This window comes from Clostridiales bacterium (assembly GCA_018333995.1).
GTDB lineage: Bacteria > Actinomycetota > Coriobacteriia > Anaerosomatales > SLCP01 > JAGXSG01.
The window spans coordinates 122,444-146,030 of record JAGXSG010000008.1 but is presented as its reverse complement, the minus strand read 5'-3'; the positions used below and the strand labels follow the sequence as shown (position 1 = coordinate 146,030).

Here is a 23,587-nt window from a genome sequence, read left to right as displayed (position 1 = left end):
TCCCGTGTGGGATGCCGTGATAAGTCTGGATTGGCTAGCCCGCTGGCAGGGGATCGACCGTGCCAGTCTCCTCATCGGAGTAGGGGGGCTCGACCGTGGGCGTATCATCGACGGAACCGCCATCACCGTCGCCGCCGTCCGCCGGCTCACCGGGAACCTCAGGCGCCGGATCCCCGGATCCAGGATCAGGCGCAGCGTCGAGTCCGAGCCAGCCCAGGAACTTCGCCATCACTCTCAGCAGTCCAGGGGGAACGTAAGAGCGCGTTCCGGCCTCAATCTGCGCCTCTGCCCGCTCGATGTTGATAAGTATCCGCGAGAGCGCGTTCTCTATACCGTGTCGCTTGCCGGATCCTGTCGGCTCATCCGCGTCAACATCTGGGACAGGTGTGCCTGTCTCTACCTCGGAGTCATCGGGATCTCCAGGGCCGGTCGCGGGATCCGGGATGTCTGTGGCGGCCTGGGACGAAGCGGGCTTGCCACCCTTCCGCTTCTTCACGTCCGGGGTTTCCGCCGCGTCCGTGGTTTCCGCCGCGTCCGGGATTTCCAGCTCGCTTTCCGCGTCGCGCGCGGCGTCCCCACGCCCAGGCAGCTCCCCGCCGGATTTCTTGATCTGCCCCGGAGCGTACGCCGGACCCTTGCCTTCCGGGGGACCTCCCCTGCCGAGCGCGGCGACAGGCACCACCATCGCCACGCATACCGCGGCCACCGTCATAAGCACTACGATCCGCTTCATCCGCAATCACCCCTTCACGCTCGCACGGGCGCGCATCATCAGAGCGCCACGTCCACATCGGTTCATACCCCTCGCATCGGACGGTGTGCGCGAGTGCTTGAATCACGACGTGCGCGCCGTCACAACACCCGCGACATGAGGCGTACGAGCGAGTTGCGAAAGCGCTCGAGGCGACCGGCGCGTGCGATTTCCTCGGCGGTGATCTCCCTGCTCAGACGAGTGTCGTACTCGAAGACCGCCTCTACCTGCCGCGTGACCTCGGCGTCGTAGATGAACATAGCCATCTCGTCGTGTAGCGAGAAGGAGCGAACATCGATGTTGGCGGTCCCTATCGCGCAAAACGTCGAGTCCACCGCGATCGCCTTGGCGTGGAAGAACCCCGCCGTGTACTGGTAGACACGCACGCCTGCGGCGAGCAGCTTGGGGAAGTACGTGAATGCCGCCCAGAACGGGATACGCTTGTCCGGTACCCCGGTCATCATGAAGCGCGCGTCGATCCCCGAAAGCCCCGCTGTGATGAGGCCGTCGTAGAACGCCTGATCAGGCACGAAGTACGGCGACTGTATGCGGATCGACCGGTCTGCGCTCGCCACCGCGTGCAGGAACGTCTGCTTGATCGCCTCCCACTGGTCCCCCACGCTCGAGTGAACCATCTGGCAAAGCACCGCCGAGGAAGGGTCGGTAAGCGGCCGAACCGGGAAGTACCGCTCCGTGAACAGGAGTTCCCCGGTGCCCTCGAACCACCTCGTCGCGAACAGCCGCTGCATCTCGGCGACAAACGGTCCTTCGACGCGCACGTGCGTGTCACGCCACGTGTCAAAGCGCGCGCCACCGTCGATGTACTCCTGCGCCATGTTCATGCCGCCGGTGTATCCCGCCACCCCGTCGATGATGGCGATCTTGTGGTGGTTGCGGTAGTTGACCTCGTTGAGTTTCGTGAGGTCTGCCCGAACGTGCGCGCCCGCCCGTTTGAGCGCTCGCAGTTCGCCTTTCCCCCGAAAGACCGAGCCGATGAAATCGTAGACGACACGGACCTCCACCCCTTCTCCTAGCTTTCGAAGCAACAGCTGGGTGACGCGGGCGGTGAGCTCGTCCCGGCCCCAGATGAAGTACTGGAGGTGCACGTGATCACGGGCGGATTCGATGTCCTCGATGAGCCGAGCGAACTTGCCAGCGCCGTCGGTGAATATCTCCACGCGCTGCGCCGGAAGGGGTGGCGCCGCACACTGGCGCTCGATCATCGTGATGATCTTCGCCGTGTCGGTCCCGTCGTAGCGCCTGCGCCGCTCCTTCGCCCAGGAGGCGTGCGCGCAGTAGACCGCCGGCAGGACGTGTCTCGATGCCGCGTCTATCACCGCTGCGACCCGGGCTCGACGGCGGCGCCACGGCCATACCCTGCCGAAGAAAAAGTACAGCGGAATGCCCACTACCGGAAGAAACAAGAGCACGAGGAGCCATGCGAGCGTAGTCGACGGGTCGCGATCCTCGTAGATAAGAAGCACGACGATGACCGCCACGTACGCTATCGCCACCCATGTGACGAACGTGACGAGCACCGGTGGTCACCTACACTTCGGAGGGCTTGCTGGGAAGAAACAGCGTGAACGTCGAGCCGCTGCGTCCATCGCTCGCCACCGAGATCGAGCCACCGAGAGCTGTCGCAAGACTCTGCGAGATCGCGAGACCGAGACCCGTACCCTCCCGCACGCGATCCTCCCGGTCAAAAGCCTGTACGAACTCTCCGAAGATGCGCTGCTGGTCCTCCGGCGCGACACCTGGGCCGGTGTCGATCACACTGAAAGCGACGGTGTGTGCGGCTGAGGCGTTCACCGAAAGCGCCACCGAACCCTCGTCAGTAAACTTGAGCGCGTTGCCGAGAAGATTGATGAGTATCTGCCTGATCTTGCGTTCATCCGAGACGAGCGCGACGGGCTCATCAGGCACTGAGAGCTCCAGTCGCAATCCCTTCGCCTCCGCGGCGGCGTTCACACTGTCCACCACGGCATGAGCGAGCGACGCGACGTCGACCGGCTCCAAGACGACCTCGACCTTGCCCGCTTCGATTCGGGACAGATCCAGGATGTCATTGATGAGCGCGAGCAAATGCCGGCCGGCGGTGTCGATCATCTCGAGCTGTCGACGCTGCTCACTCGTCACGGTGCCGGCAAGCCCTTTGAGCATCACGCCAGAAAACCCGATGATCGAGTTGAGCGGGGTACGCAGCTCATGGCTCATCGCTCTTAGGAACCTCGACTTGGCCTGCGCGGCTTCGACCAGCCGCTCGTTGATGTGTTCGAGCTCTTCAGCCGAGCACTGCAGCTCTTCGTTGGCTTCCTGCAGCTCCCGGGTACGCTCGGCCACTATGGCCTCGAGTTCCCGATTGACGCGGTCGAGCCGTTCGCGAGCCCTCCTGAGCGCCGTGACGTCTTCGTAGGTGCCCATCACGCCGATGATCGCCCCCTGCGCATCGCGCAGGGGTATCTTGCTCAAACTCAACCAGATCGCACGGCCATCCGCCGTCACTTGTGGTACCTCGTTAGCGAGCCTCGGCGCGCCCGACTCGATGATCGCCCGATCATCGGCCCTGTATTGCTCGGCACTATCTTTCCAACTCAAGTCGAAATCGCTCTTGCCGGTGATCTCATCCGGTGAGACGAAGCCTGCGTCGCGCGCGAACGCGTCGTTGCAGCCGAGGTAGTTGAGGTCGAGATCCTTCCAGAAGACCCGCGCGGGCACCGTATCGAGCACGAGACGAAGCATCTGCCTGGACTCTTGAATATCTCGCTCATAAGCCGCTCGCTCAGTGACGTCCATCAGCGTTCCGGCGTACCCGGCCAGTGCGCCATTCTCGTCCACGACCACGCGCGTCTTCGTCACCAGCGTGCGTACCGGGCCGCGTGCGGGGTCGGTACGGTACTCGCCGTCCCTCGGTACTCTGCCGCACTCCATGTCAGCAAACGCGCGAGAAAGGGACGCGCGGTCTTCGGGGTGAACAAACGACAGCAGCGCATCTGCGTCAGGCGGCCCAGACAGGGCATCCAAGCCGAAGAGGTGGTATGCCTGCGGGGACCACCACGTGATACCCGATCCGGCCTCATACTCCCAGCTCCCCAGACCCGCGTGCCGTTCCGCCGCCTCCAGCCTGTCCCGTTGGAGCTGAAGCCTCACCCGCGCGGCGCGTTCCTCGGTCTGGTCGCGGAACACGAGCACGACGCCTGAGACTTCCCCATCGTCGACCCTCACCGGGGCACCGCTATCGGCGATGGGGCGCTCGGTCCCGTCGCGAGCGATGAGCAGGGTGTGGTTCGCGAGTCCGACAATCGCGCCGTTTCTCATCACCTCCCGCGCGGGATTCTCCACGACCTCGCGGGTGTACTCATTGATGATGTTGAAGACCTCTTCAAGCGGCCTCCCGACCGCCTCGGCCGCGGGCCACCCGGTAAGTTCCTCGGCGACCGGATTGATAAGCGTCACCCGGCATGCCGCATCGGTCACGATCACCCCGTCGCCTACGCTCATGAGTGTCGCGCCATGAGACTCCTCGCTCTCGCGGCGAGAACGTTCCGCTGCGAGGACAGTCTCGACCTGTGACAGGTGATCGCGCTGCCAGATGATCGCTATGCCGGCTGCGGTCGCGATCACTAAGCCGCCGCCAAGCAGTATCAACAGGAGCCGCTCGCCGTGCCATTCAGCGAACGCTTCGGCTTCGTCGACTTTGACGACCAACCGCCACGGCGAGTCCGGAATCGCTGTGAGCGCCGCGACCACGGGGACGCCCCGGTAATCCTCTCCCGTCACCATGCCCACGTCACCGAGGACAGCGCGGACCGCCGGCGTCTCGACTAGCGTGAGCGGCAGGCGCTTCGTGAGCGCCGCGTCTTCGACGTGACGCAACTCGTTGAGGAACAGCACGTCGGATCCGTCCCTGCGAACCAGCAGACTCTCCCCGGTTTCACTTGGGATCGGCCATGATTGGATGAGCGGATACAGGAATTCATCCGCGTCGCACTTGAGAAGCACCGCACCGAGAAACTCGGCCTCGCCCCCGGAACTGGTCACGATGGGAACCACGACGTCTATGTGCGGATTGGGATCTCCTGTAACCACGTGCAGATCGGTGAGCACGGGGATTCCGTTGCGCTCGGCCACAGCCATGGCCTCTCGTGCCGCAGGGTGAAGCAACTCATCGATCGGGTCTTCGGCAAAGTGGACGATTCCATCGCGGTCCACGAAAACGGCGGAATCGTACTCCGGTCGCGCGTCAAACGCACGCAACCTGCCGCGAATGAACTCCGCGTCTTCCGCGGCGCCCTGAGCCCGCCACCGCGCGACAGCGGCGATGAACGGCTGACTTGTGCCGAGCAGCCCTCCTTCCGAGAGACGCTCTCCGCGCCACCGGGATATCTGGTCCGCTTTGAGAACCGCAACCGCGGTGAGCTCTTGTTCGACCTGCCGCTCCACCTGTGCGCGCTGGTTCCCGTAAAACCAGTAGCCAAAGACAAGCACCGCCACGGAGAACACAGCCGCGATCACCACCAGCACGGCGGATGAGCGTCGCGCAAAAAATGTCCGTCTTGATCCCACTGTCTACTCCCTGGTGCGCGCCGGTATTCGTCCGCGATCGTCTTGTTGGGCGTGCGTGCACCTGCGATTCGGGTCACTGGCAAAGGATACCATTGTCGAGCGATCGCTTACGTACGTACCCGCACGTCCTCGCACGTGCGCACGTACGGGTACGTGCGGACATCACGCGCCGTCCCATAGCCTCACGCGCCCACGTAGTCGACCTTCACGTATGGTGACGTGAACAGCCGGAGTGTTGCCGAGTAGTCCGGGCTGAACCTGATCGGCTCACCGATGGCCGGACGGCTCGTCGCGTCCTCTATGTCGAGCACGAGGTGGTCACTCGACGCACCGAGCACCTCGATCCCTGGATCGACTGGCCGGATGCCGCGCGGGACAACGTCCTGGCGCCCTATCGCGCAGATCGCGCGCCACCGCTCACCCCGGTCTTCGAAGACGGGACGCCGACCAAACGCGTCCTGCGCGATCTCTCCACGCGGTGTGGACGGCTTGCGGCCACACTCGATGACAGGCGCGTCGAGTACGATCGCACCCGTGTGCAGCCCGGGTATAGGTCGCCGCGTGACCGTGCTCAACCCCAGCAGGATGCTTTCTCCTACACGCAAGTTGTCGACGCCAGCTGGCATCCGGCCTAAAAGCGCCAGCTCGAGCGAACTCGACATGCCTCCGCTGACGATGAAACGCTCGCCGCCAGAACGGCCGTCGCGTTGCGCTGCGATGTGCGATCGCGCCCCCTCGGCCAGCTCTACGAGCTCGCCAAGGTTCTCCTGCGACGGCACGACCGCGCCATAGCATGTGAGCGACGTGCCGATCCCGGCGATGTCGATATGCGCCAGAGCAGCGACGCGCTCGAGAAACCCAGCGAGCTCATCGGGGAGGAGTCCTTCGCGAAGGTCGCCCACGTCCACCATGACGAGGATCCGGTGGCGCGTGTTAAGCCGTCTGGCCGCTTCATCGAGCGCCTCGGCGGTGACGTGCGCGCTTACGAGCGACAGATCGGCAAGGCGCACGGTCTCCTCGGCTAGCGCGGGAGTGGGGGCGCGAAGCAGCCAGAATGGCGCGTCGATACCGGCGACACGCAGCCGCGCGATGTTCTCTAGCCGCGACTCACCGATTCCTGCGACCCCGCCCGCGAGCATCGCACGCGCGACCTGGGGTGATCCGCACGTCACCTTCGTGACACCGATGATTTCGATGCCGGGAAGCGCGTCGCACACGGTGCGCGCGTTCGCGGTGATTTTGGCAAGGTCAACAGTGACGGTTGCTTGGGCTAGCTGCGTCATGCGCGAACCTCCATCCCGATGCTGCGCCGCATGAGAGCGACGACCGTCTCGGTGTCGAAGTGGCCGAGGAGCGCGCCGCAGCACGCGAACACGTAGTCGGCGTCGAGTGCGATGCGGGCGTCGGCGGGCGGGAGAAGCCGCTCGCTCGCCAGCCCTCCGGACGCGGCGCGAGACGTGGCGCGCGTGGCGGCCAGCACGTCCGCGCCGCCGGGCAGGCGCGTGAGCGCGCCGCCGGTGCCGATCACGAGGCGGCACGCGGTCAGATCGCGTCCGCGCGCGACCGTCTGGCGGCCGCTGGGCGTGTAGAGGTGCGCCAGACGGCCAGCGTGGCGCTTGACGGCGGTGACTGCGGCGGTGCGCGCGAGTGTGAGCGCGGCGGCGCTCTCTTCGGCGGTGAGCGGGAGTGCGGACGGAAGCGGGGCGGGACGCTCGGCAGAGGGCATGAGCGCTGCGACGTGCGCGGCGCTCACGTACGTGCCGAGGTCGCCCTCGACGGTGCGCTTAGCGTGCGGCTGCGGGTCAGTGGCGATCGCCGCGATCTCAGGGCTGCCGTCGGTCACCGAGTGCACGTCAGTGGTCGCGCCACCCACGTCGATCACCACGAGGTCGCCGAGCTCGGTCGCGAGCGCCTCGGCGGCCATGAGGACGGCGCCCGGCGTGGGCAGGATGCGGCCGCTCACCCACTCGGCGATGCGCTCCATCCCAGGCGCGTGCGCGATGTGCTCCTCGAAGGCGTCGTGGATCGCGGCGCGGGCGGGCACGATGTCGAGTGCGTCGATGTCAGGGTAGACGTTGGGCGTCACGCGCACTCGAAAACCAGCCGCCTCGAGCAGCGCGCGCGCCTCTCCCACTACCGCCGAGTTACCCGCGTACACGACGATCGGGCGCGCGGTGATGCGCGTGAGGGCCTCGGCGTTGTGGAGCACGGTGCCGGTGTCGCCGCCCTCCACGCCGCCAGCGAGCAGCACGAGTCCGGGCCGCGCCTCCTCGATCGCCGCGAGATCGTGGCCGCGCAGCTTACCCGCCGTCTGGTGCTCGACCACGCCACCCGCCCCGAGCGCCGCTTCACGCGCCGCCATCGCGGTCATCTTCGCGGTCAGGCCATGCACCGTCATGCGAAGCCCGCCACCTGCCGAGGAGGTCGCAAGCGTGAGGCGTGGGGCGAGCGGGCCGGTTGCGGCCTCGAGTTGGGCACGCGCCGCGTCGACTCCGAGGCGCACGTCGCCCTCGGCCACCGTGGTCTCGGCGACGCCCTGGCCGAGAAGGTGCGGGGATACGGGCTTGCCAGAGGCGCCGGCCGTGAGCCCGTCGAAAGCGCTTACGAGCGTGGTCGTCGACCCGATCTCGGCGACAAGGGCGTCGATGGGGCGAGGGTCACTCGGCATGGTTTTGGACCGCTATTCCCCATGCGGCCTCCCACTCGGGCGGCTCAAACTCGAACGCAGGCTTAACCAGCTGCTCGACATAGGTGTTCTCCCGCACGAGCCAGTACACGTTCGCACGACCGGCCGAGTTCGCCTTCACGAGGCCCTGTCCCGCTCCCGCAGCGCCTTCACGATAAAGCTCGCCACATCCACGCCCTTCGTCCTCCGCCCGAAGCCGGCGTCCATCCCCCACGAACGCGCGAGCTCGTCGGTGACCTGCGTGCCGCCGCTGATGAGTAGCAGCCGGTCGCGCACGCCCTTCTCGGTGGCGAGGTCTGCGAGCTTTTCCATCATGAGGCGATGGATGTCGGCGTGCGTGATGATCGTCGAGACGAGCACCGCATGGGCGGCATGCTCGATGGCGGCGTCGAGCACCTTGTCGATGGGCACGCTCGTGCCGAGGTACTCGATTGCGAACCCCCACTTCTCGAGACCGCCGTGCTTGATATCGATGATCTCGCGCATCCCCACCGAGTGTTCGTCGTTGCCCACGGTGGCCGCGACGACCTTGAGGCCCCGCTCGGCCACGAAGGCGCGGATCTCCTCGTCGGTGAGCGTCTCGGGCGGCTCAGGGATCACGAGCGTAGCCGGGTCGATCGCCACATCGAGGCGGCCTTTGAGCTCGCAGAGCGTGCCCTCGGCCGGATGCATGACGCGCTTGTGGATGACCTCGCACTCTGTGAGGTTCATCGCGCGTCCGAGCTTGAGCGCGGCGGCCTCGGCCACATCGGCTGCCGCCGGTAGCAGCATCTGCACGACCACCACCCCATCGCCGGTCCACTCGACCTCCGGCTTGATGAGGCCGCGCTCGCGCATGTCCGCGGTACGGGCGAGGCGGGCGGCGGCGTTGTCCTCGGGATCGAGCTCGTCGATGTAGGGCACGCGGGTGTCGTCGCAAAGCGTGCATCCGCCGATGAGTGCGCACGGCGACGCGAGCCCCTCGCCCTCGCCGTACCCGGCCAGCAGCTCGAGATGGTTCTCGCCGAAGTGGTGGCAGACCGGCGCGAGGTAGTCGTCGGCTCGCGGCACGATGCTGTGCGCGGCCACGCCGCCGTTGCTCGCGCGCGCGATGCCGTCATCGTGCGTCTCGGGATACTCGCCGGAGTCAACGAAGTACGCGTCCTCCACGCCCGCGAAGTACCCGCCGTCGCGGACCATCGCCTCCAAGAACAGCACCGCGCGCTCTTTCAGCTCCCGCACGCGGGAGGCCACCTCGGGCGCCTCGCGGTCCACCTGCACCATCTCGCGCAGGCCGTCCATCCCTATGAGCGCCTGTTTGGCGGTCTCGACGGCGGCGACGTTGTTGTGGTGCCACGGCACGTTGCGGCCCTCGTCCGGCGTGATGGTCGATTGGATATCCGCCGAGGTAAGCCGCGAGACGAGCAGGTTCATGACGTGCGCGACGGTCGCCTCGCGCGTATCGGACTCCATGTAGCGAGTGTTTTGCTGCGCGCGCATCTTGTAGCCGCCAAAGAGGTCGCGAAGCGCGATCGCGTAGGGCAGGTCCATGCGCATGCACGGCGCGGGAGAAGCGTCCGGCGGCACCGTCGAGAGCGCGATCTGCTCGGGCCGCATGCCCACGGCTTCGCTGTACGCGGTGTTGATGGCGTGCTGAACGAGGAGTTCAGGCATGACCTTCCACGCCTCGACGGCGGTTGCGTTCGCGTTGTGCGCGCCGTCGATCTGCAGCATCCCGGCGGCTGCCATGACGTGCTTGGCGACCGCGGCGTCCACGAACGAGCGGTACATGTTGATGTTGCGGTACAAGACGTTGTACTGCGGGTCCTGGTGCGCGCCGTTCACGCCCTCCTCGGCGAACATGACCGCCATCTCGGGACCTGCCACCCCGCTCACGTAGGAGTGGAAGTTGATCGGGCGGCCCACCTCGTCTTCGATGAGGTCGAGCGCGCGCCGCGTGAAGCGAAGCTGCTTGCGAGTGATGGCGACGCCGCCGACACCCTCCGGCGTGCCTTCGAGCAAGCTGTCCATGTGGCTCTGGCCTGCGGTGCGGATGACCATCATGTGGTCGGCGCCGTGCCACGCGGCCATGCGCATGCGGCGGACGTCGTCTTCGGGGCGGCCCGAGGCGATCTCGGTCGTGATGACGCAGTCGGGCTGCGGGTCGATGTCGCCAAAGTAGTGCGCGGCGGGCAGCGGCACGCTGCGGGTGAGCGGCGCGCTCGTCTCGTGGTAGGTGAACGGGCCGATGCGCTGATCCGGTACCGGCGTGCGCCACGTCCAGCCGCGACGGCGCGGGCGGTAGTGCTCGAGTCCTTCGAGGAGCGCCTCGACGTCGAGCTTCGCGTGCGGCTCGAGCGGCGGGAGCGATTCGCGCCACGACGGACTCACCGCGCGCCACCCCACTTCGCCTCCGCAATCTCCCAGCCCTCACCCGCGGCGAGCCGGGCTGCCGCCGTGAGCGCGTCGCACTCCCACTCCTGCATCGCCACGAGTACCACGTGCCCGGCCCCGTGGCCGAGGAGTCCGCGCGTCTCACACCCGGTGACGACCGCCTGGCACGTGGGCGAATCCACGCCCATGCGCATGAGCACGCTGCGCTCTATCGAGGGCGACGTGTGTGTGCGTGCCAGCTCAACGAGCGGCGCGACAACCTCCCGCGAGAGCTCCCAGAAACGGGTCTCGAGCGCGGTGTCGTCGAGATCGGCGAGGTGGGCGCGGACTTCCTTGTAGGTGTCGGGGCGGACCATGGGGTGGGCCTCCTCCTCAGTACGCGATTGACGGTGTCAGAGCGGCGAGATACACTCGTGGTGTATCCGATTGGTGTATCTGAACGGAGTGGTTAACGTGGCGACGTACAAAGTGAATGTCTCTCTGCCAGAAGAACTGGTAAGCAAGATCGATGAGGCCGCAGAGGTGCTCGGCACATCGCGAAGCGGGTTCATCGCCGAGGCGAGCGCACGCTATATCACCGACGTGCAAGAGCTCACGGAAGCTGAAAGGCGTCGCAAGGATATCCAAAAAGCCATCGACGGCTTCAAGCGCATTCGCGAGAGGGCGCCCATCGGCTACGAGTTCGACTACGTCGCACAGATCCGGGCGGACCGCGAGCGAGACACGCCGGAGGGATGGAAACGATGAGTATCCAGGTCGTTGTCGACTCATGCGTCGCCTACAAGTGGTTCTATAAGGAAGACGAAGCTGGTCTGGAAGAAGCCGAGGATCTCCTTCAGTCTCACCTTGACGGTACTCGCATCGTCTCTGCGCCTACCGTGCTGCCTGTCGAAATCGCGAACACACTGCTTTCTTCCGGACTCCCGCTCGAGCAAACCGATGAGATCCTCGATCTTCTCGAAAGCGCCCGATTGCACCTCTATTACACCGGCACCAGGCAGCTGCAGCGAGCATCTGCCCTGGCGCGGAAACACCGGCTCGCTGTCTACGACGCCCTCTTCCTTGCCCTTGCCGAGGAGCTCTCCTGCCCGCTCGTCACGGCCGACTGCAAGGCGTTCGCCGGCATCGACACCCCGGTCGAGATCCGGCTGATCTAGCATCGCGACCCCGCCTGCCACGCCGCCTCACTTCCCCGCCGCGAGCGACGCGACGATCTCCTCGACCACTTCGGGCGTCGTGTTCGTATCCTCGGCGAGGAACGCGATGTCATCGGCGGTCGGCACGTAGCCCGCAGGCGCGTGCGCGAGCGCGTTACGCACGTAGCTCGTGTGCATGCGCGAAAGGTCGAAGTCGGTCGCGCGAATCTGCTCGGGCGCCTCGGGGATGACGACACTGCGCCCCGGCACGCTCTCGCGCGGATCACCGACCCGCACCTCGATGCCGCGCTCGGCAGCGAACGCAAGCTGCGACCAGTGGTGCTTGCCCGCGCCGGTGTACTCGGTTTCCTGCACGGCCACCGTCGCATCGCTCGGCAGATCGCGCGCGAGCGACATTGCGGCGGCAAGCGCGGTGTTGCCGCTCGGCCCGCGCTCGAGACCCTCGAGCTTGGCGAGCGCCTCGGTCGCGTAGAAGACCTCGCCTTGCGTGACGGTGAGGTAGCGATCCATGTAGCGCAGAGCGCGGGCGGCGTTGCGCGGCACGTCGGCCCTGTCGGGCCAGGTCGCGAACGGAACGCCAAAGCCGGTGTGCCCCGTCGTGAACGACTTGCGGTTGAAGTCGGTGTCGCTTGCCATATGGAGCCCGCTCAGGTCGACACTCGCGCTCACGATCTCGGTCTCACCGGCACCGGCACGCTTGAGCCCACGCGCGGTGCCGGTGGTGTTTCCGCCGCCGGCGTGCGTGATGACGACATGTGTGGGCGGCGCGCCGGTGAGTTCCCGCATCTGGTGAGCGATCTCATGCCCGAGCGTCTCGATGCCAGACACGCCAAAGCTCGAGTAGAGCGAAGCAGCGAAGTACCCAGTCTCTTCGAGCAGCTCAAGCATGTGCGCGAAAAGCTCCGGCCCCACCGTCATCTGCACGACCTCGGCGCCAAACGCCTCGCAGAGTCGCGCCTTCTCGATGATCTCGGGCTGGCCGAGGTGGACCGAGTCAAACGCCTCCTGACAGATGATGCACGCGAGCGAAGCGCGCGCCGCCTGGCTAGCCACTGCCGCTCCATAGTTGCCCGAGGTAGCCGCGATCACGCCGGTATACCCCTTCTCGCGCGCCACGTGGATGCTCATCGACGCGCGCCGGTCCTTAAACGAACCTGCCATGTTGGCGGCTTCATCTTTCACGAACAGGCGCGCGCCGCACCCCGGCTCAGCGTAGGAGCGCACGAGGTCGGTGAGGTTGCGCAGTTCGAGCAGCGGCGTACCGCCTACGCCCACCGCGCGCTGGATCGCGATGATGCCGTCAAGCGAGTAGCCGTGCGCTCCCATGAGCGCCTCGTAATCGAAGGAGATGGGAGTGCGCTCGAATGCGGCGTAGTCCATGCCAAGCGCGCGCTGCATGATCTCGCCGCGCCGCGCCATGAGCGCCTCGGTGCGCGAAACACGCGGCACGTCACTCACCCGGCCTGTGGGCGGTCGCCTCGGAATCGTCTGCCCGGTACGCGGCTACCCTCGCGCGCAAATCGCGCCCGATCCCAGCGATGCCCGGAGGCGGGGTGCCAAAGGTGTGCGTGTACCCCGGGTTGACAGCCGTGAGTACGCCAGCGACCACGCGGCCCGTCACCGTCTCTACCTCACACTCCTCGCCGAGCGAGACCTCATCGCGCGCGAACCCCCGCACCCACACGCGAAGCGGCTGTGCGGCGGTGTCGTCGGGCAGGTTTCCCGCCCGATCGGAAGGCTCAAGCAATACGCGCTCGATCTCGACCCACTGATCGACCTCACAACGATCGCGCGTCATCGCCGCACCAGCCTCCCGTACGCGTTGGCTCCCAGAACCTCGGCAGCGGCATGTCGACAACGGTCAGCAGACCTGGCGGTGCCGCGCCGATGAGCGGGATGTAGTTGCCCGTGCTCGCGTACGTGCCTTTGCCTCCGGGCACCTCGGGCATGTTGGTCATGCTGATCTCCGGGTCACCATAGATGCGGATACTATCTCCGGTCTCAACGCCTTCAAGGTGCGGGTGGATCTGTTGCGGATGGATGAGCTCGATCTTGAGCTCTCCTCTGCTGTAGCCGCGAGCGACGTGAGTGCAACCGGCCACTGTACCTGGCTCCACGCGCACATGTGGCGTCTGGCGTAGCACGCTTGAGACGATCGGCGAGCGCTCCTCGGCGATCTCGTCGATCGTCCAGCCAAGCGCGCGCGCGATGAGGTTGATCGACTCGGGAAAGCCGATATGACCGGCGATCGTGCCGTCGGCAACGCCGCGTTCGAACTCCGCGACGGTCACGCCGACGCCCTGGCTCGCCATCACGGTGGGCCCAAACGGCGACAGGTCGTTGACGCGCCGCGCCTCGATGCGGTCGACCCGCAGGCAGACCGATGTCCACGCCACAACAAGCGCATCCAACACGAATCCCGGGTTGATGCCGGTACCGAGAACCGAAACACCGTGCTGGCGCGCGAGCGCATCGATCCGTTCGGCCCATTCAGGATCGCTCGCCCACGGGTACGCAAGCGCCTCGGCTGTGCAGAGCACATTCGCGACGGCACGGACGCTCGCTTCCACCTGTCCGGTGATCTCGTGCAGGTTGCTTTGGGTGCAAATACACACGACGTCGGGTGCTCGCGCGAGCACCGCCTCTGAGTCGGTCGTCACCCGCACGTCACATTCCCTGCCAAGAAGCTCGCCCACACTCGCGCCGTCTTTGGCGGGATCGATATCGATGGCGCCCACGAGATCGACGTCAGCGGGACGATCGAGAAGGTAGCCGAGCAGCCCCTGCCCCATCATCCCAGTTCCCCATAGGGCGACCTTGATCACGCGGGCTCCTCCCGGCGTCACGCTGCATGCGGCTCGTTATGCAACGATGTGTGATTCCGATTCAACAATACCCGTTCGACGCCGGGTTTGGCAGAGGAACACGACATCTCGCTCGACTTCAACAACCTCAAGCCTGAAGATATCGAAGAGCACCTGAGGTAAGGAGCCCCTAGATGCTAGAGATCGTCGAAGCCACCGCATCGGACCTCGATGACGTACTCGCCGTCGAGCGGCTAGCGTTTGGGCAGGAAGACGAGGCCGATCTCGTTCGCGAGCTGATCGGCGACCCGACCGCACATCCCCTGCTCTCACTTCTGGCCCGCGATGGCGGTCACACGGTCGGTCACATCCTCTTCACCGCCGCCCGGATTGAAAACGGTGCCCACAACATTTCGGCATCCATGCTCGCGCCGCTCGCGGTCGTGCCCGAGGCCCAGCGCCAGGGAGTTGGCGGCCGCCTGATCGAACGCGGAGTCGAACTCCTCGCCAACTCCGGCGTGGCTCTCGTCTTCGTTGCCGGCCATCCGGAGTACTATCCACGTCACGGTTTCGTGCCGGCGTACCCTCACGGCCTGCCGGCACCCTACCTTGTCTCACCTGAGGAAGCGTGGATGGTCCGCGCGCTCACACCGCATGCGCTCGGCCTGGTGCGGGGTCGAGTCGTGTGCGCCGAGGCGATGGACCGGCCCGAGTACTGGGTGGAGTAGGGGTCTGGGTTCCGCGTGTCGCCTGCCGGACCGACGTGCTCGGCGTACCGCCAGGCCCGACCGGGTGTGGCCCGCGCTCATCGCGATCCTGGAGGTCGCCTATCCGACGAGATCCCGAACGCTCTGCGCAGCGCTGGGCGAAACGCGATCAAGCGCTGCGACGGACTTCACCACCCGATTCACCCACGACTTTCCCCGGGCAGCAAGTGTCTCCCAGGCAAGCACGAGATCTCCCGGCCGATCCTCATGCAGCACCTCGAGTATCTGCGCCGCCTGCAAGAGGTCCTTCTCCCGCTTCGACTGCATCGCAGCCGGACGCTCTCCTGCGATAATCAACTTGTGGAGAGCAAACCGCGCCGCATCGGGCACGTTGACTGCCACCACCCCGCCATCGACTACCGCCGCTTTCAAGGGTTTCTCGATAAGGTAGTCCAGGAACCTCAGGGGCTGCGCCACAGCGGCGAACCTGGGCAAGTCCACCGGACGCGATCGAGTCCTCGCAGACGGCGTCAGAAGGTCCACCCGCAGGCTCTGTCCCCGCACTTTGAACGAAGTGGACGGGCTGTTAGGGTCGAGACGAGGAACCGGAAGGAAGCCCATCTCCAGGCTGTCCAGCGCTGAAGGGAGGTCGGCCCTAGCGCCCGGAACCGCAACATCAAGCCCGGGGTCAGCCGCGATACCTACATCCTGTGTCCGCAGAGAAGTGGTCCAGCGGACTCCGAGGAGATTCCCAAGCACGATGAACGCATGAGTCCCTACCAGGACTCCGCCAGCATGGAAGACCCCGGCGTCCGCAAGCGCGCGAAGCACACGGGCCGATGGCGCATCGGTGACCATGGCGCCACCCACACGCAGCAGAGCCGCCAGCCGCTCCATGGATCGTTGGTCGTCGGCAACATTCGCTCTCCCCTGGGCGAACCGATCGGCCAGCTCGTCGAGTGAAGCATCCCGTCGGCCCAGGTAGGTTTGGCTCTTAGCTGCGCCGGGCCCCACCTGCTGGAAGTAGTAGTACTCCTGACCTTTCACCGTCTTCGTGACGAAAGAACCCGCAGTGTGCCCGATGGTGCGCGAAGCCTCGTAAGCAGCGATCCTCTCAAGCAGCTCGGCGTAGATCGTCTGGACTTCAAGCGGCTGTCGCTCCACGTGCCCACCTCCAGTTGTTATACGCACCATACATCGACACTGCGTATAACGCAAGCCGGAGAGTCCGAACGACCGCAATCTGTGGCCATCAGTGGAGAATCTCGATCACCACCGTGCAGCAGCCGGTCTTTTGAGAGGCGTCAAGTACAACAGGCCGGGACGGTCACGTCCAAGTCCACTTCGTACCACCACATTCTTACCCCGGCCTCCCCGGCCAGAACACCGGCGAGACGAGTGTGGCGTACTGCCACCCTTCCAGCACCGGGAACGCGACGATCGCCACCCCGGTCCACAGCACGATCTCCCATTCGCGAGATCATCGCCGGGCTGGTGGCGCGCGGTGTCGGCGGCATCGTGCTGGGTGCACGGAGATCCCGTTTCTCGTCTCGGCCGACGATTCGCCGGTGCCACTCTTCGACACCGGCGAGCTGCACACGCGCGCGGCGGTCGAGCTCGCGCTGGTAGAGGGGTAAACGATCCGAGGGGAGCGCGAGTCTGCCCGAGCGCTACCTCGGATGCCATATCGATCACTCGCCGAGCTGTGTGAGCAACCTGCGTGCGCGCTCGGCGAAGAGGGGCGCCGAGCGACCGACGGCGTCCAGAATCTCGCAGATCGACATCGGTGGATTGCTGGTGTCATCGGAGAACTGCCGGATCATCCGCATCCTACAGGAGGTCTAGCTCCGCTAGTCTGAGCAGGGAATCCCGGAGGGCCACCGGGTAGAGCACGCAGGCATCGAGAACCACGCGAGTCGCCACAGGTTAGAAGTCCAGGCCGGCATCTTGTGCGTCACGGGTGAGGCGTCTCAGCGCCTCGCGTCGACCGCTATCGCGGCGTCGCCTGTACGTCAGGAGGTCATCGAGGCGAACTCTCCGATGCGATCCGACCTTGTGAAACGGAATCTCACCTGCGTCGAGGAGCCCTACGAGGTGGGGGCGGGAGACATTGAGAACATCTGCCGCCTCGGTGCTTGTTAGCTCGTGCTGTGTCGGCAGTACCGTGACCGAGCTGCCGCCGGCTAGCGCTTCGGCGGCTTCCCCCAATGCGCGGTATACGGCAGGAGGCAGCCGGACCTCCTGACCACTCTCGCTGACAAGCCGCGGCACTGCGCTAGCGCCTTCCCGAGCGATGAAGTCGAGGAGCTGCTTGGCTTGCTCGGAATCTGCGGAGTCCGGAACGATCAACTCGCCCGTATCTTTCATACTGTATGGGCGGCTCATGACCTCACCTCAACGAATTATCCCTCCCTAAGTGTAATAAGTGTAACATCTGTCATGAACGAAAGACAGGGCGCCCCTACCCCTCCGCGATCGCCGCGAGGAACGCCTCCCCGTAGCGCTCGAGCTTCGCCGCCCCCACGCCGCTCACGGCGAGGAACTCCTCGCGAGTGCCCGGCGCACGGCGTGCCATGTCGGCGAGTGCGGCGTCGGCGAAGACGACGTACGCGGGCACCTGTTGTTCCGCGGCGATCTCGCGCCTGAGCTCGCGGAGCCGCTCGAAGAGCGCGACCTGCTCCTCGGTCTGAAGCGAGCGGGGGGCGCGCGCACCCTTGGCGGCGGGTTTCTCGGCAGGGGTCTTTGTGCGCGGCGCGGGCGGGCGCGCGAGCACGACCGTCTCCTCGCCCCGCAGCACCTCTCCAGCCCTTCCGGCGAGCTTGAGCGTCGAGTACTCGGCAACGTCGACGCGCAGGTAGCCGCGGTGGATAAGCTGGCGGACGATCGACGTCCACTCGTCGCGTGAGTGCTCAGCGCCGATCCCGTAGACAGAGAGCCGGTCGTGCCCGTTGGCGAGGATCCGCTCGATGGCCGCCCCCCGCACTACGTCGACCACGTACCCGAGCCCGAACCGCTCCCCCAGCCGGTAGACCGCCGAGAGCGCCTTCTGCGCGTCCACCGTCGCGTCGTAGGTCTCCGGCGGCGTGTCGCACACGTCGCAGCACCCGCACGCGTCCTCCAGCTCCTCGCCAAAGTAGCCGAGCAGCGCGGCCCGGCGGCACGAGAGCGCCTCGGCGAACGCTATCATCGCACCCAATTTGTGCAACTCGATGCGGCGCTGCTCTTCGTTCCCGCCCGCCTCGATGAAGCCGCGCGCGGTCACCATGTCTTGCATGCTCCAGAGCATCAGCGCCCGCGCCGGCAGACCGTCGCGCCCCGCCCGGCCGGTCTCCTGGTAGTAGCCCTCGATCGACTTGGGCATGTCGTAGTGGACCACGAAGCGCACGTCGGGCTTGTCGATCCCCATCCCAAACGCCACCGTCGCCACCACGATGTCGAGCCTGTCGCCGAGGAACGCCTCCTGCACCCGCGTACGCGCGGCCGCGTCCATGCCCGCGTGATACGCGCCCGCCGAGAACCCCGCCGCGCGCAGACTCTCCGCAACCTGCTCGACCCGCTTGCGCGAGAGCGCGTAGACGATCCCCGACGCTCCACGGTACTCGCGCAAGAACTCGACGAGCTGTGCGGCCGGCTTGCTCTTGTACGCCGCCGAGTAGTGGATGTTGGGCCGGTCGAACCCGGTCGCGAAGACCCGCGCGTCGCCAAGCCCAAGCTGGCGAAGCACGTCCGCGCGCGTCTGCTCGTCGGCGGTCGCTGTGAGCGCGACGATGGGCACGCCCGCGAACCGCTCGCGCAACACCGACAGGCGAACGTACTCTGGCCGGAAGTCGTGGCCCCACTGGCTCACGCAGTGCGCCTCGTCGATGGCGAAAAGCGCGATCTCGAGCCGCGCCAACTCGCCGAGGAACCCGTCGAGCACAAGCCGCTCGGGCGCGACGTAGAGGAGGTCGATCGCCCCGGCGCGCAGGTCGCGAAGGACCGCGCGCGACTCCTCGGCAGAAAGCGAGGAGTTCAAGACGGCTGCAGCGACGCCGTTGGCACGCAACGCGTCGACTTGGTCTTTCATGAGCGCGATCAGCGGCGAGACCACGACCGCGACCCCGGGGCGGTGCAGCGCCGGGATCTGGTAGCAGAGCGACTTGCCGCCGCCGGTGGGCATGAGCACGAATGCGTCACCGCCGGCGATCACATGCTCGATGATCTCTGCCTGATGCGGGCGGAACTCCGAATAGCCGAACACCTCGGCCAGCGTGGTTTCGATCGATGTGGTGCGCAGGGACATCCGCGGCTCTCCTGGAGGTAGGCGACAGCGTGCAGGCCGACTACAGGAGAGTAACCCATCGGGATGACAGGCCAACGGAGCCCTCCGCTTACGCGCGCGGCCTCCTCGGCACGAGTACCGGCGTGGCCGCCTTGTAGCGCTCGTAGCCCAGGTCGCCGCCCCAGCGGCCATCGGCGGCCCGCTCGAGCATCGGTACGCCGCTTATCCGCGTGAGCAGCACGTAGACGAACACCGGTGAAACTAGCGTGGCGTACTGCCATCCGCCAAGCGTCGGCAGCGCGATGATCGCGACCCCGACCCACAGCACGATCTCGCCGAAGTAGTTAGGGTGGCGCGACCACGCCCAGAGTCCCGTCGAGATGAAGCGGCCGCGGTTGGCCGAGTCTGTCCGGAAGCGGTGCTTCTGGGCGTCTGCGACCGCCTCGATCGCGAAGCCGGCCGCCCACAAGAGCACGCCCGCAACAAGGAACCCATCGACACCCGCAAGCGCACCTGCAAGCACGCCCTCCCCAGTGGCGGAGCCCTCGACAGATGTGATCGCAGCGAGCGCCGCGCCGAGCGTGAGACTCACCCAAAGTCCCTGCAGCGTCCACGCCATGAGGAAGCGCACAAGCGAGGGGCGGATCTCGTCAAAACGCGCGTCCTTGCCTGCGCGCCGCACGCGCGCGAACAGGAACGTGCCAAGCCGCACCGCCCACACGACCACGAGCGCCCAGAGCACGAGCGAGCGCACGTCGCGCTCTGGCGCGAGCACGAGCACGAGCGTGACCACTGTGATGTAGCTGAGGCTGCCGGTCAGGTCGTAAAAGTGCTCCGTCTGCAGCAGGTAGGCCGGCACGAATGCCACCCACTGGATCGCGAACGCCACACCTACCGCCAGGGCGAAGAGTGGGACGCCGCCCGCCGTCGCACCACCGGCAGAGCCGGCCACGGCGATAGCCGCTCCGGTCACCACCGCGCCCACCGTCGCGATGAGTGCGGTCCGCTCGGGCGTCATCGGGTGTCCTTCCGTCCCGGGATCCTCAGCGCTCACGCCCCCGGCACCGCACCCACCTTCACGAAGGTGCCTTCACGGTACTCGGCGAACGCGGTGCGAAGCTCCTCGTCGGTGTTCATCACGATCGGACCGCGCCACGCGATCGGTTCGCGCAGCGGACACCCAGAAATCAGCAGGAAGCACGCGGTTTCGTCGCCGAGCGCGCGGATGCGGACATGGTCCCCCTCGGCGAAGAGCACGACTGTCGTGTTGCCCGCCTCGACCCCGGGTGCGAACTCGGCGACACCGCCGTGCACGTACGCGAATGCGGTGCGGTCGGCCGCGATCGGGTGGACAAACTCGGCGCCTGCGGGCAGTGCGACATCGAGGTACTCCGGGTCGATGACGACGTCGTCGACCGGGCCGCGCACGCCGTCGACCTCGCCGGCGATCACGCGCACGTGAGCGCCGGACGCTGTCGTAACGAGCGGCGAGTCGTCAGCGGAAAGCGAGCGGTAGCGCGGGTCCATCATCTTGTCGGCTGCGGGCAGATTCGCCCAGAGCTGGAAGCCGCCCATGCGCCCCTCGGCATCGCCCTCGGGCATCTCCTGGTGGATGATGCCGCTACCTGCGGTCATCCACTGCACGTCGCCGGCACCGATCACGCCCGCGTTGCCGAGGCTGTCGCCGTGCGCGACATCGCCGCGCAGCATGTACGTGATCGTCTCGATACCCCGGTGCGGGTGCCAAGGAAAGCCTGCGCGGTAGTCGGCGGGGTCGTCTCCGCGGAAGTCATCGAGCATCAGAAACGGGTCGAAAAGGTGCTCGGCGCCAAATCCGAAAGCGCGCTTGAGCCGCACACCGGCTCCCTCGAGCGTGGGTTGCGCGTAGAGCCTGTCCGCGACAAGGCGGCGTGCGTCCATGGCGATCCCTGCCTTCCGCCGTACTCCTTACCTGACCTGCGGTTAACACGGGCGTCCTGCTACGGCTCAACCAGCCCGCCCGGTATCGGTAGCGGCCGGTTCGCGTCGAAAGTGCCAACGATCTCGATCGCATCTGCGGTCGCTTGCGGCGGGTAGGACTCGGCGATCGGACCGCTGATCCACACGTCGACCACGACACGCTCGGTGAGCACTGAAAAGTCCGCGAGCACGCCGGCGGCGTCGAAGACCTCGGTCTCAGGACCCACCCGCACGTCACACGAGTCAAGATCCATCATCTCTCCGACCGACTCGTCCCACACGACCCGCACAGTGCCGCCGTCACTGCCCGGCTCGGCCGAAACGATCACGCCACGCAACTGAGGCGCGCCGTCCGGCGGAGACGGCACCGCACACCCACCCGCACCAACCATGACGGAGAGCATCGCCGCTGTCGCCAGGGCCAACATTCGACGTCTCACAAGCATCCGTACTCCTCCTTTCGCGCAGGCCGACACGTACCGCCAGATTCTCCATCGACTCCACCGCAGCCACGAAACGAAAGTACATCCACCCTGCGAAAAATGCGAGCAACGCAGCGTCCCGGTTTGAGGTTCGCGTGTTTGACATACCCATGGGGGTATGTTAGAACTCCAAAAACCATTCCCCGCACGCCAGCGACTACAACACACCTGGAGGTACCCCGCCCGTGGAGAAGATCAGCAGACGAGCGTTCCTCGGCCGTTCATTGTTTGCCGGTGCAAGTGCCGCCGCCATCCTCGCAACCCCTGGACGCGCCGTTGCCGCGTCCGCCGAAACCGCAGTGGGCACGTTCATCGATCTCACAAAATGTGAGGGTTGCGGTGAATGTGTCACCGCGTGCCGCGTGAAGAACGAGTCGAGATACCCTAACCCCGTCGACGACATTCCCGCCAACTGGCCGAGCGGCACCTTTGAAGACTGGCGGGCCGAGCGCGAGGCTACCGACAAGCTCACCCCCTACAACTGGACGTACGTCGAGAAAGTCGAAGTCGACGGCGTCAGCCTCAGTATCCCCCGTCGCTGCATGCACTGCGACAATCCGCCGTGCGCAAACCTCTGTCCGTTCAGCGTCATGGACAAAACGCCCGAGGGCGCGGTAACCATCAACCCCGACGGCTGCATGGGCGGCGCTAAGTGCCGCTCGGTGTGCTCGTGGAACATCCCGCAACGCCAGGCCGGTACGGGCCTTTACATGAAGATCGCGCCGGGGCTTATCGGCGGGGGCGTCATGTACAAGTGCGATATGTGTGCCGATCTCATCGCGGAAGGCGAGCAGCCAGCATGCGTCTCGGCGTGTCCAAACGGCGCGGTCATTTTCGGGCCAAAAGAGCAGATGCGTGACGCGGCCCAGACTCGCGCGACACAGATCGGTGGCCACCTCTATGGCGCCACGGAAAACGGCGGGACCTCGACGTTCTACGTCTCACCGGTGCCTTTCGAGGCGATTGACGCCGCCATCGCCGAGCGCCGAGAGACGCTTCCCGAGAAAGTCCGCTCCGGTGTACCCGGCATGAAACCAAGCGCTGAGAACTACCTCGACACCGTCAACGGCATGGCCCTCGGATACGCCATCGCACCAGTAGCCGGGGTGGCCGCTGCCGCGTTTGCAGCCGTAAAGGCGATGAAGGGAGACGCCGAGTGAGCCGCCCTGTCGCACCATCGAATCGCGCGCCCCGCATTCTTCGGCAGGTTCTCGGTAACCGCATCGCGCACTGGACGGTCTCCCTCGCGACGCTCGCCCTCGTATTCTCGGGCTTCGGCCAGATGCCGATGTACGAACGGTTCGGCATCGCGAGCCTGCCTGGGATGGCCTGGGCGGCCGATTACGGCATCACGCTCATCATCCACTACGTCGCTGCCATGATCCTGATCGCGGGGATGGCCTTTCACGTCGTGTTCTCGGTGGCCCGCGGCCGCTTCACAATTCTGCCGAGGCGGGGCGATGCTCGCGAGTCAGTTCAGATCATCTCGGCGATGCTTGGGCGCGGCGAGGAGCCGGTCTCGCACAAGTACCTGGCGGAGCAGCGTCTGGCGTATGCGTTCATCGGAGTGAACCTCATCGTGGTCACGGTGTCTGGCCTAGTCAAGGTCGTCAAGAACCTGCCCGGTGTCGACCTGCCCTACATGCTCGTGTTCCTCTCGACGGCCACACACAATGTCGCGGCGGTGTTGCTGGTGCTCGGCATCGCGGGACACCTATTTGCGTTCGTGTTCAAGGCGAATCGGGCGCTGCTGCCAGCGATGTTCTCAGGATACATAGACGCCGAGTACGCGAAGGAACGGCACGGCGCGTGGTACCGGGAGGTGAGGTAAGAGCGCGGAC

The 23,587-nt window shown here is 66.0% G+C and carries 22 protein-coding genes; 5 read left to right on the top strand and 17 right to left on the bottom strand.

Annotated features, from left to right (window positions below; all coding sequences use genetic code 11):
- Positions 1–34: 34 nt before the first annotated feature.
- From KGZ40_02935 to KGZ40_02900, 8 genes are all read right to left on the bottom strand, one after another.
- Positions 35–733 (bottom strand): hypothetical protein, encoded by a 699-nt coding sequence (locus KGZ40_02935; protein MBS3956471.1) that lies wholly within the window; start codon positions 731–733, stop codon positions 35–37.
- A gap of 119 nt (positions 734–852) precedes the next feature.
- On the bottom strand, positions 853–2,289 hold the full coding sequence (gene cls, locus KGZ40_02930; GenBank protein MBS3956470.1) for a cardiolipin synthase: 1,437 nt from the start codon (positions 2,287–2,289) through the stop codon (positions 853–855).
- A 10-nt stretch (positions 2,290–2,299) separates the two neighbouring features.
- Positions 2,300–5,317, bottom strand: coding sequence for a PAS domain-containing protein (locus KGZ40_02925; GenBank protein ID MBS3956469.1), 3,018 nt, complete (start codon positions 5,315–5,317; stop codon positions 2,300–2,302).
- Positions 5,318–5,499: 182 nt separating this feature from the next.
- A complete protein-coding gene (locus KGZ40_02920) occupies positions 5,500–6,600 on the bottom strand; it encodes an alanine/ornithine racemase family PLP-dependent enzyme (protein ID MBS3956468.1) in 1,101 nt (366 codons plus the stop codon).
- On the bottom strand, positions 6,597–7,985 hold the full coding sequence (locus KGZ40_02915) for a glutamate mutase L (GenBank protein MBS3956467.1): 1,389 nt from the start codon (positions 7,983–7,985) through the stop codon (positions 6,597–6,599). Before KGZ40_02915 ends, KGZ40_02920 begins: the two co-directional genes overlap by 4 nt.
- Positions 7,975–8,124, bottom strand: coding sequence for a hypothetical protein (locus KGZ40_02910; GenBank protein MBS3956466.1), 150 nt, complete (start codon positions 8,122–8,124; stop codon positions 7,975–7,977). The genes KGZ40_02915 and KGZ40_02910 overlap by 11 nt, the downstream gene beginning before the upstream one ends.
- Positions 8,121–10,373 carry a cobalamin-dependent protein gene (locus tag KGZ40_02905; GenBank protein MBS3956465.1) on the bottom strand — a complete coding sequence of 751 codons (2,253 nt, stop codon included), beginning with the start codon at positions 10,371–10,373 and terminating at the stop codon, positions 8,121–8,123. Before KGZ40_02905 ends, KGZ40_02910 begins: the two co-directional genes overlap by 4 nt.
- Positions 10,370–10,732, bottom strand: coding sequence for an ornithine aminomutase (locus KGZ40_02900; protein MBS3956464.1), 363 nt, complete (start codon positions 10,730–10,732; stop codon positions 10,370–10,372). The genes KGZ40_02905 and KGZ40_02900 overlap by 4 nt, the downstream gene beginning before the upstream one ends.
- A 73-nt stretch (positions 10,733–10,805) precedes the next feature.
- On the opposite strand from KGZ40_02900, the gene KGZ40_02895 reads away from it, so the two are divergent.
- Both KGZ40_02895 and KGZ40_02890 read left to right on the top strand, forming a co-directional pair.
- A complete protein-coding gene (locus KGZ40_02895; protein ID MBS3956463.1) occupies positions 10,806–11,123 on the top strand; it encodes a type II toxin-antitoxin system HicB family antitoxin in 318 nt (105 codons plus the stop codon).
- Positions 11,120–11,533, top strand: a complete 414-nt coding sequence (locus KGZ40_02890; GenBank protein ID MBS3956462.1) for a type II toxin-antitoxin system VapC family toxin — start codon at positions 11,120–11,122, stop codon at positions 11,531–11,533. Before KGZ40_02895 ends, KGZ40_02890 begins: the two co-directional genes overlap by 4 nt.
- A gap of 27 nt (positions 11,534–11,560) precedes the next feature.
- On the opposite strand, the gene KGZ40_02885 is transcribed toward KGZ40_02890, so the two are convergent.
- The 3 genes from KGZ40_02885 to KGZ40_02875 are packed head-to-tail and all read right to left on the bottom strand — an operon-like array spanning position 11,561 to position 14,328.
- The gene (locus KGZ40_02885; GenBank protein ID MBS3956461.1) at positions 11,561–12,952 is read right to left on the bottom strand and encodes a PLP-dependent lyase/thiolase; all 1,392 of its coding nucleotides are present in this window, start codon (positions 12,950–12,952) and stop codon (positions 11,561–11,563) included.
- A 31-nt stretch (positions 12,953–12,983) separates the two neighbouring features.
- The gene (locus tag KGZ40_02880; protein MBS3956460.1) at positions 12,984–13,331 is read right to left on the bottom strand and encodes a 2-amino-4-ketopentanoate thiolase; all 348 of its coding nucleotides are present in this window, start codon (positions 13,329–13,331) and stop codon (positions 12,984–12,986) included.
- Entirely contained in the window at positions 13,312–14,328 is a 1,017-nt protein-coding gene (locus KGZ40_02875; protein MBS3956459.1) for an NADP-binding protein, read from the bottom strand. The genes KGZ40_02880 and KGZ40_02875 overlap by 20 nt, the downstream gene beginning before the upstream one ends.
- A 203-nt stretch (positions 14,329–14,531) precedes the next feature.
- Between KGZ40_02875 and KGZ40_02870 the strand changes: the two genes are divergently transcribed.
- Complete coding sequence (locus tag KGZ40_02870) at positions 14,532–15,065, top strand: N-acetyltransferase (GenBank protein ID MBS3956458.1); 534 nt, start codon at positions 14,532–14,534, stop codon at positions 15,063–15,065.
- 99 nt (positions 15,066–15,164) lie between these two features.
- On the opposite strand, the gene KGZ40_02865 is transcribed toward KGZ40_02870, so the two are convergent.
- The 6 genes from KGZ40_02865 to KGZ40_02840 form a co-directional block, all read right to left on the bottom strand.
- Positions 15,165–16,208 (bottom strand): hypothetical protein, encoded by a 1,044-nt coding sequence (locus KGZ40_02865; GenBank protein MBS3956457.1) that lies wholly within the window; start codon positions 16,206–16,208, stop codon positions 15,165–15,167.
- A gap of 762 nt (positions 16,209–16,970) precedes the next feature.
- The gene (locus KGZ40_02860; protein MBS3956456.1) at positions 16,971–17,429 is read right to left on the bottom strand and encodes a helix-turn-helix domain-containing protein; all 459 of its coding nucleotides are present in this window, start codon (positions 17,427–17,429) and stop codon (positions 16,971–16,973) included.
- A 76-nt stretch (positions 17,430–17,505) separates the two neighbouring features.
- The gene (gene recQ / locus KGZ40_02855; GenBank protein MBS3956455.1) at positions 17,506–19,326 is read right to left on the bottom strand and encodes a DNA helicase RecQ; all 1,821 of its coding nucleotides are present in this window, start codon (positions 19,324–19,326) and stop codon (positions 17,506–17,508) included.
- An 88-nt stretch (positions 19,327–19,414) separates the two neighbouring features.
- Positions 19,415–20,323 carry a DUF1295 domain-containing protein gene (locus tag KGZ40_02850; protein MBS3956454.1) on the bottom strand — a complete coding sequence of 303 codons (909 nt, stop codon included), beginning with the start codon at positions 20,321–20,323 and terminating at the stop codon, positions 19,415–19,417.
- 32 nt (positions 20,324–20,355) lie between these two features.
- Complete coding sequence (locus KGZ40_02845) at positions 20,356–21,225, bottom strand: pirin family protein (protein MBS3956453.1); 870 nt, start codon at positions 21,223–21,225, stop codon at positions 20,356–20,358.
- Positions 21,226–21,284: 59 nt separating this feature from the next.
- A complete protein-coding gene (locus KGZ40_02840; protein MBS3956452.1) occupies positions 21,285–21,704 on the bottom strand; it encodes a DUF3221 domain-containing protein in 420 nt (139 codons plus the stop codon).
- Positions 21,705–21,931: 227 nt separating this feature from the next.
- Between KGZ40_02840 and KGZ40_02835 the strand changes: the two genes are divergently transcribed.
- Entirely contained in the window at positions 21,932–22,906 is a 975-nt protein-coding gene (locus KGZ40_02835) for a 4Fe-4S dicluster domain-containing protein (protein ID MBS3956451.1), read from the top strand.
- Positions 22,903–23,577: a cytochrome b/b6 domain-containing protein gene (locus tag KGZ40_02830; protein ID MBS3956450.1), complete on the top strand. Its 675-nt coding sequence runs from the start codon at positions 22,903–22,905 to the stop codon at positions 23,575–23,577. Before KGZ40_02835 ends, KGZ40_02830 begins: the two co-directional genes overlap by 4 nt.
- The last annotated feature ends 10 nt before the right edge of the window (positions 23,578–23,587 follow it).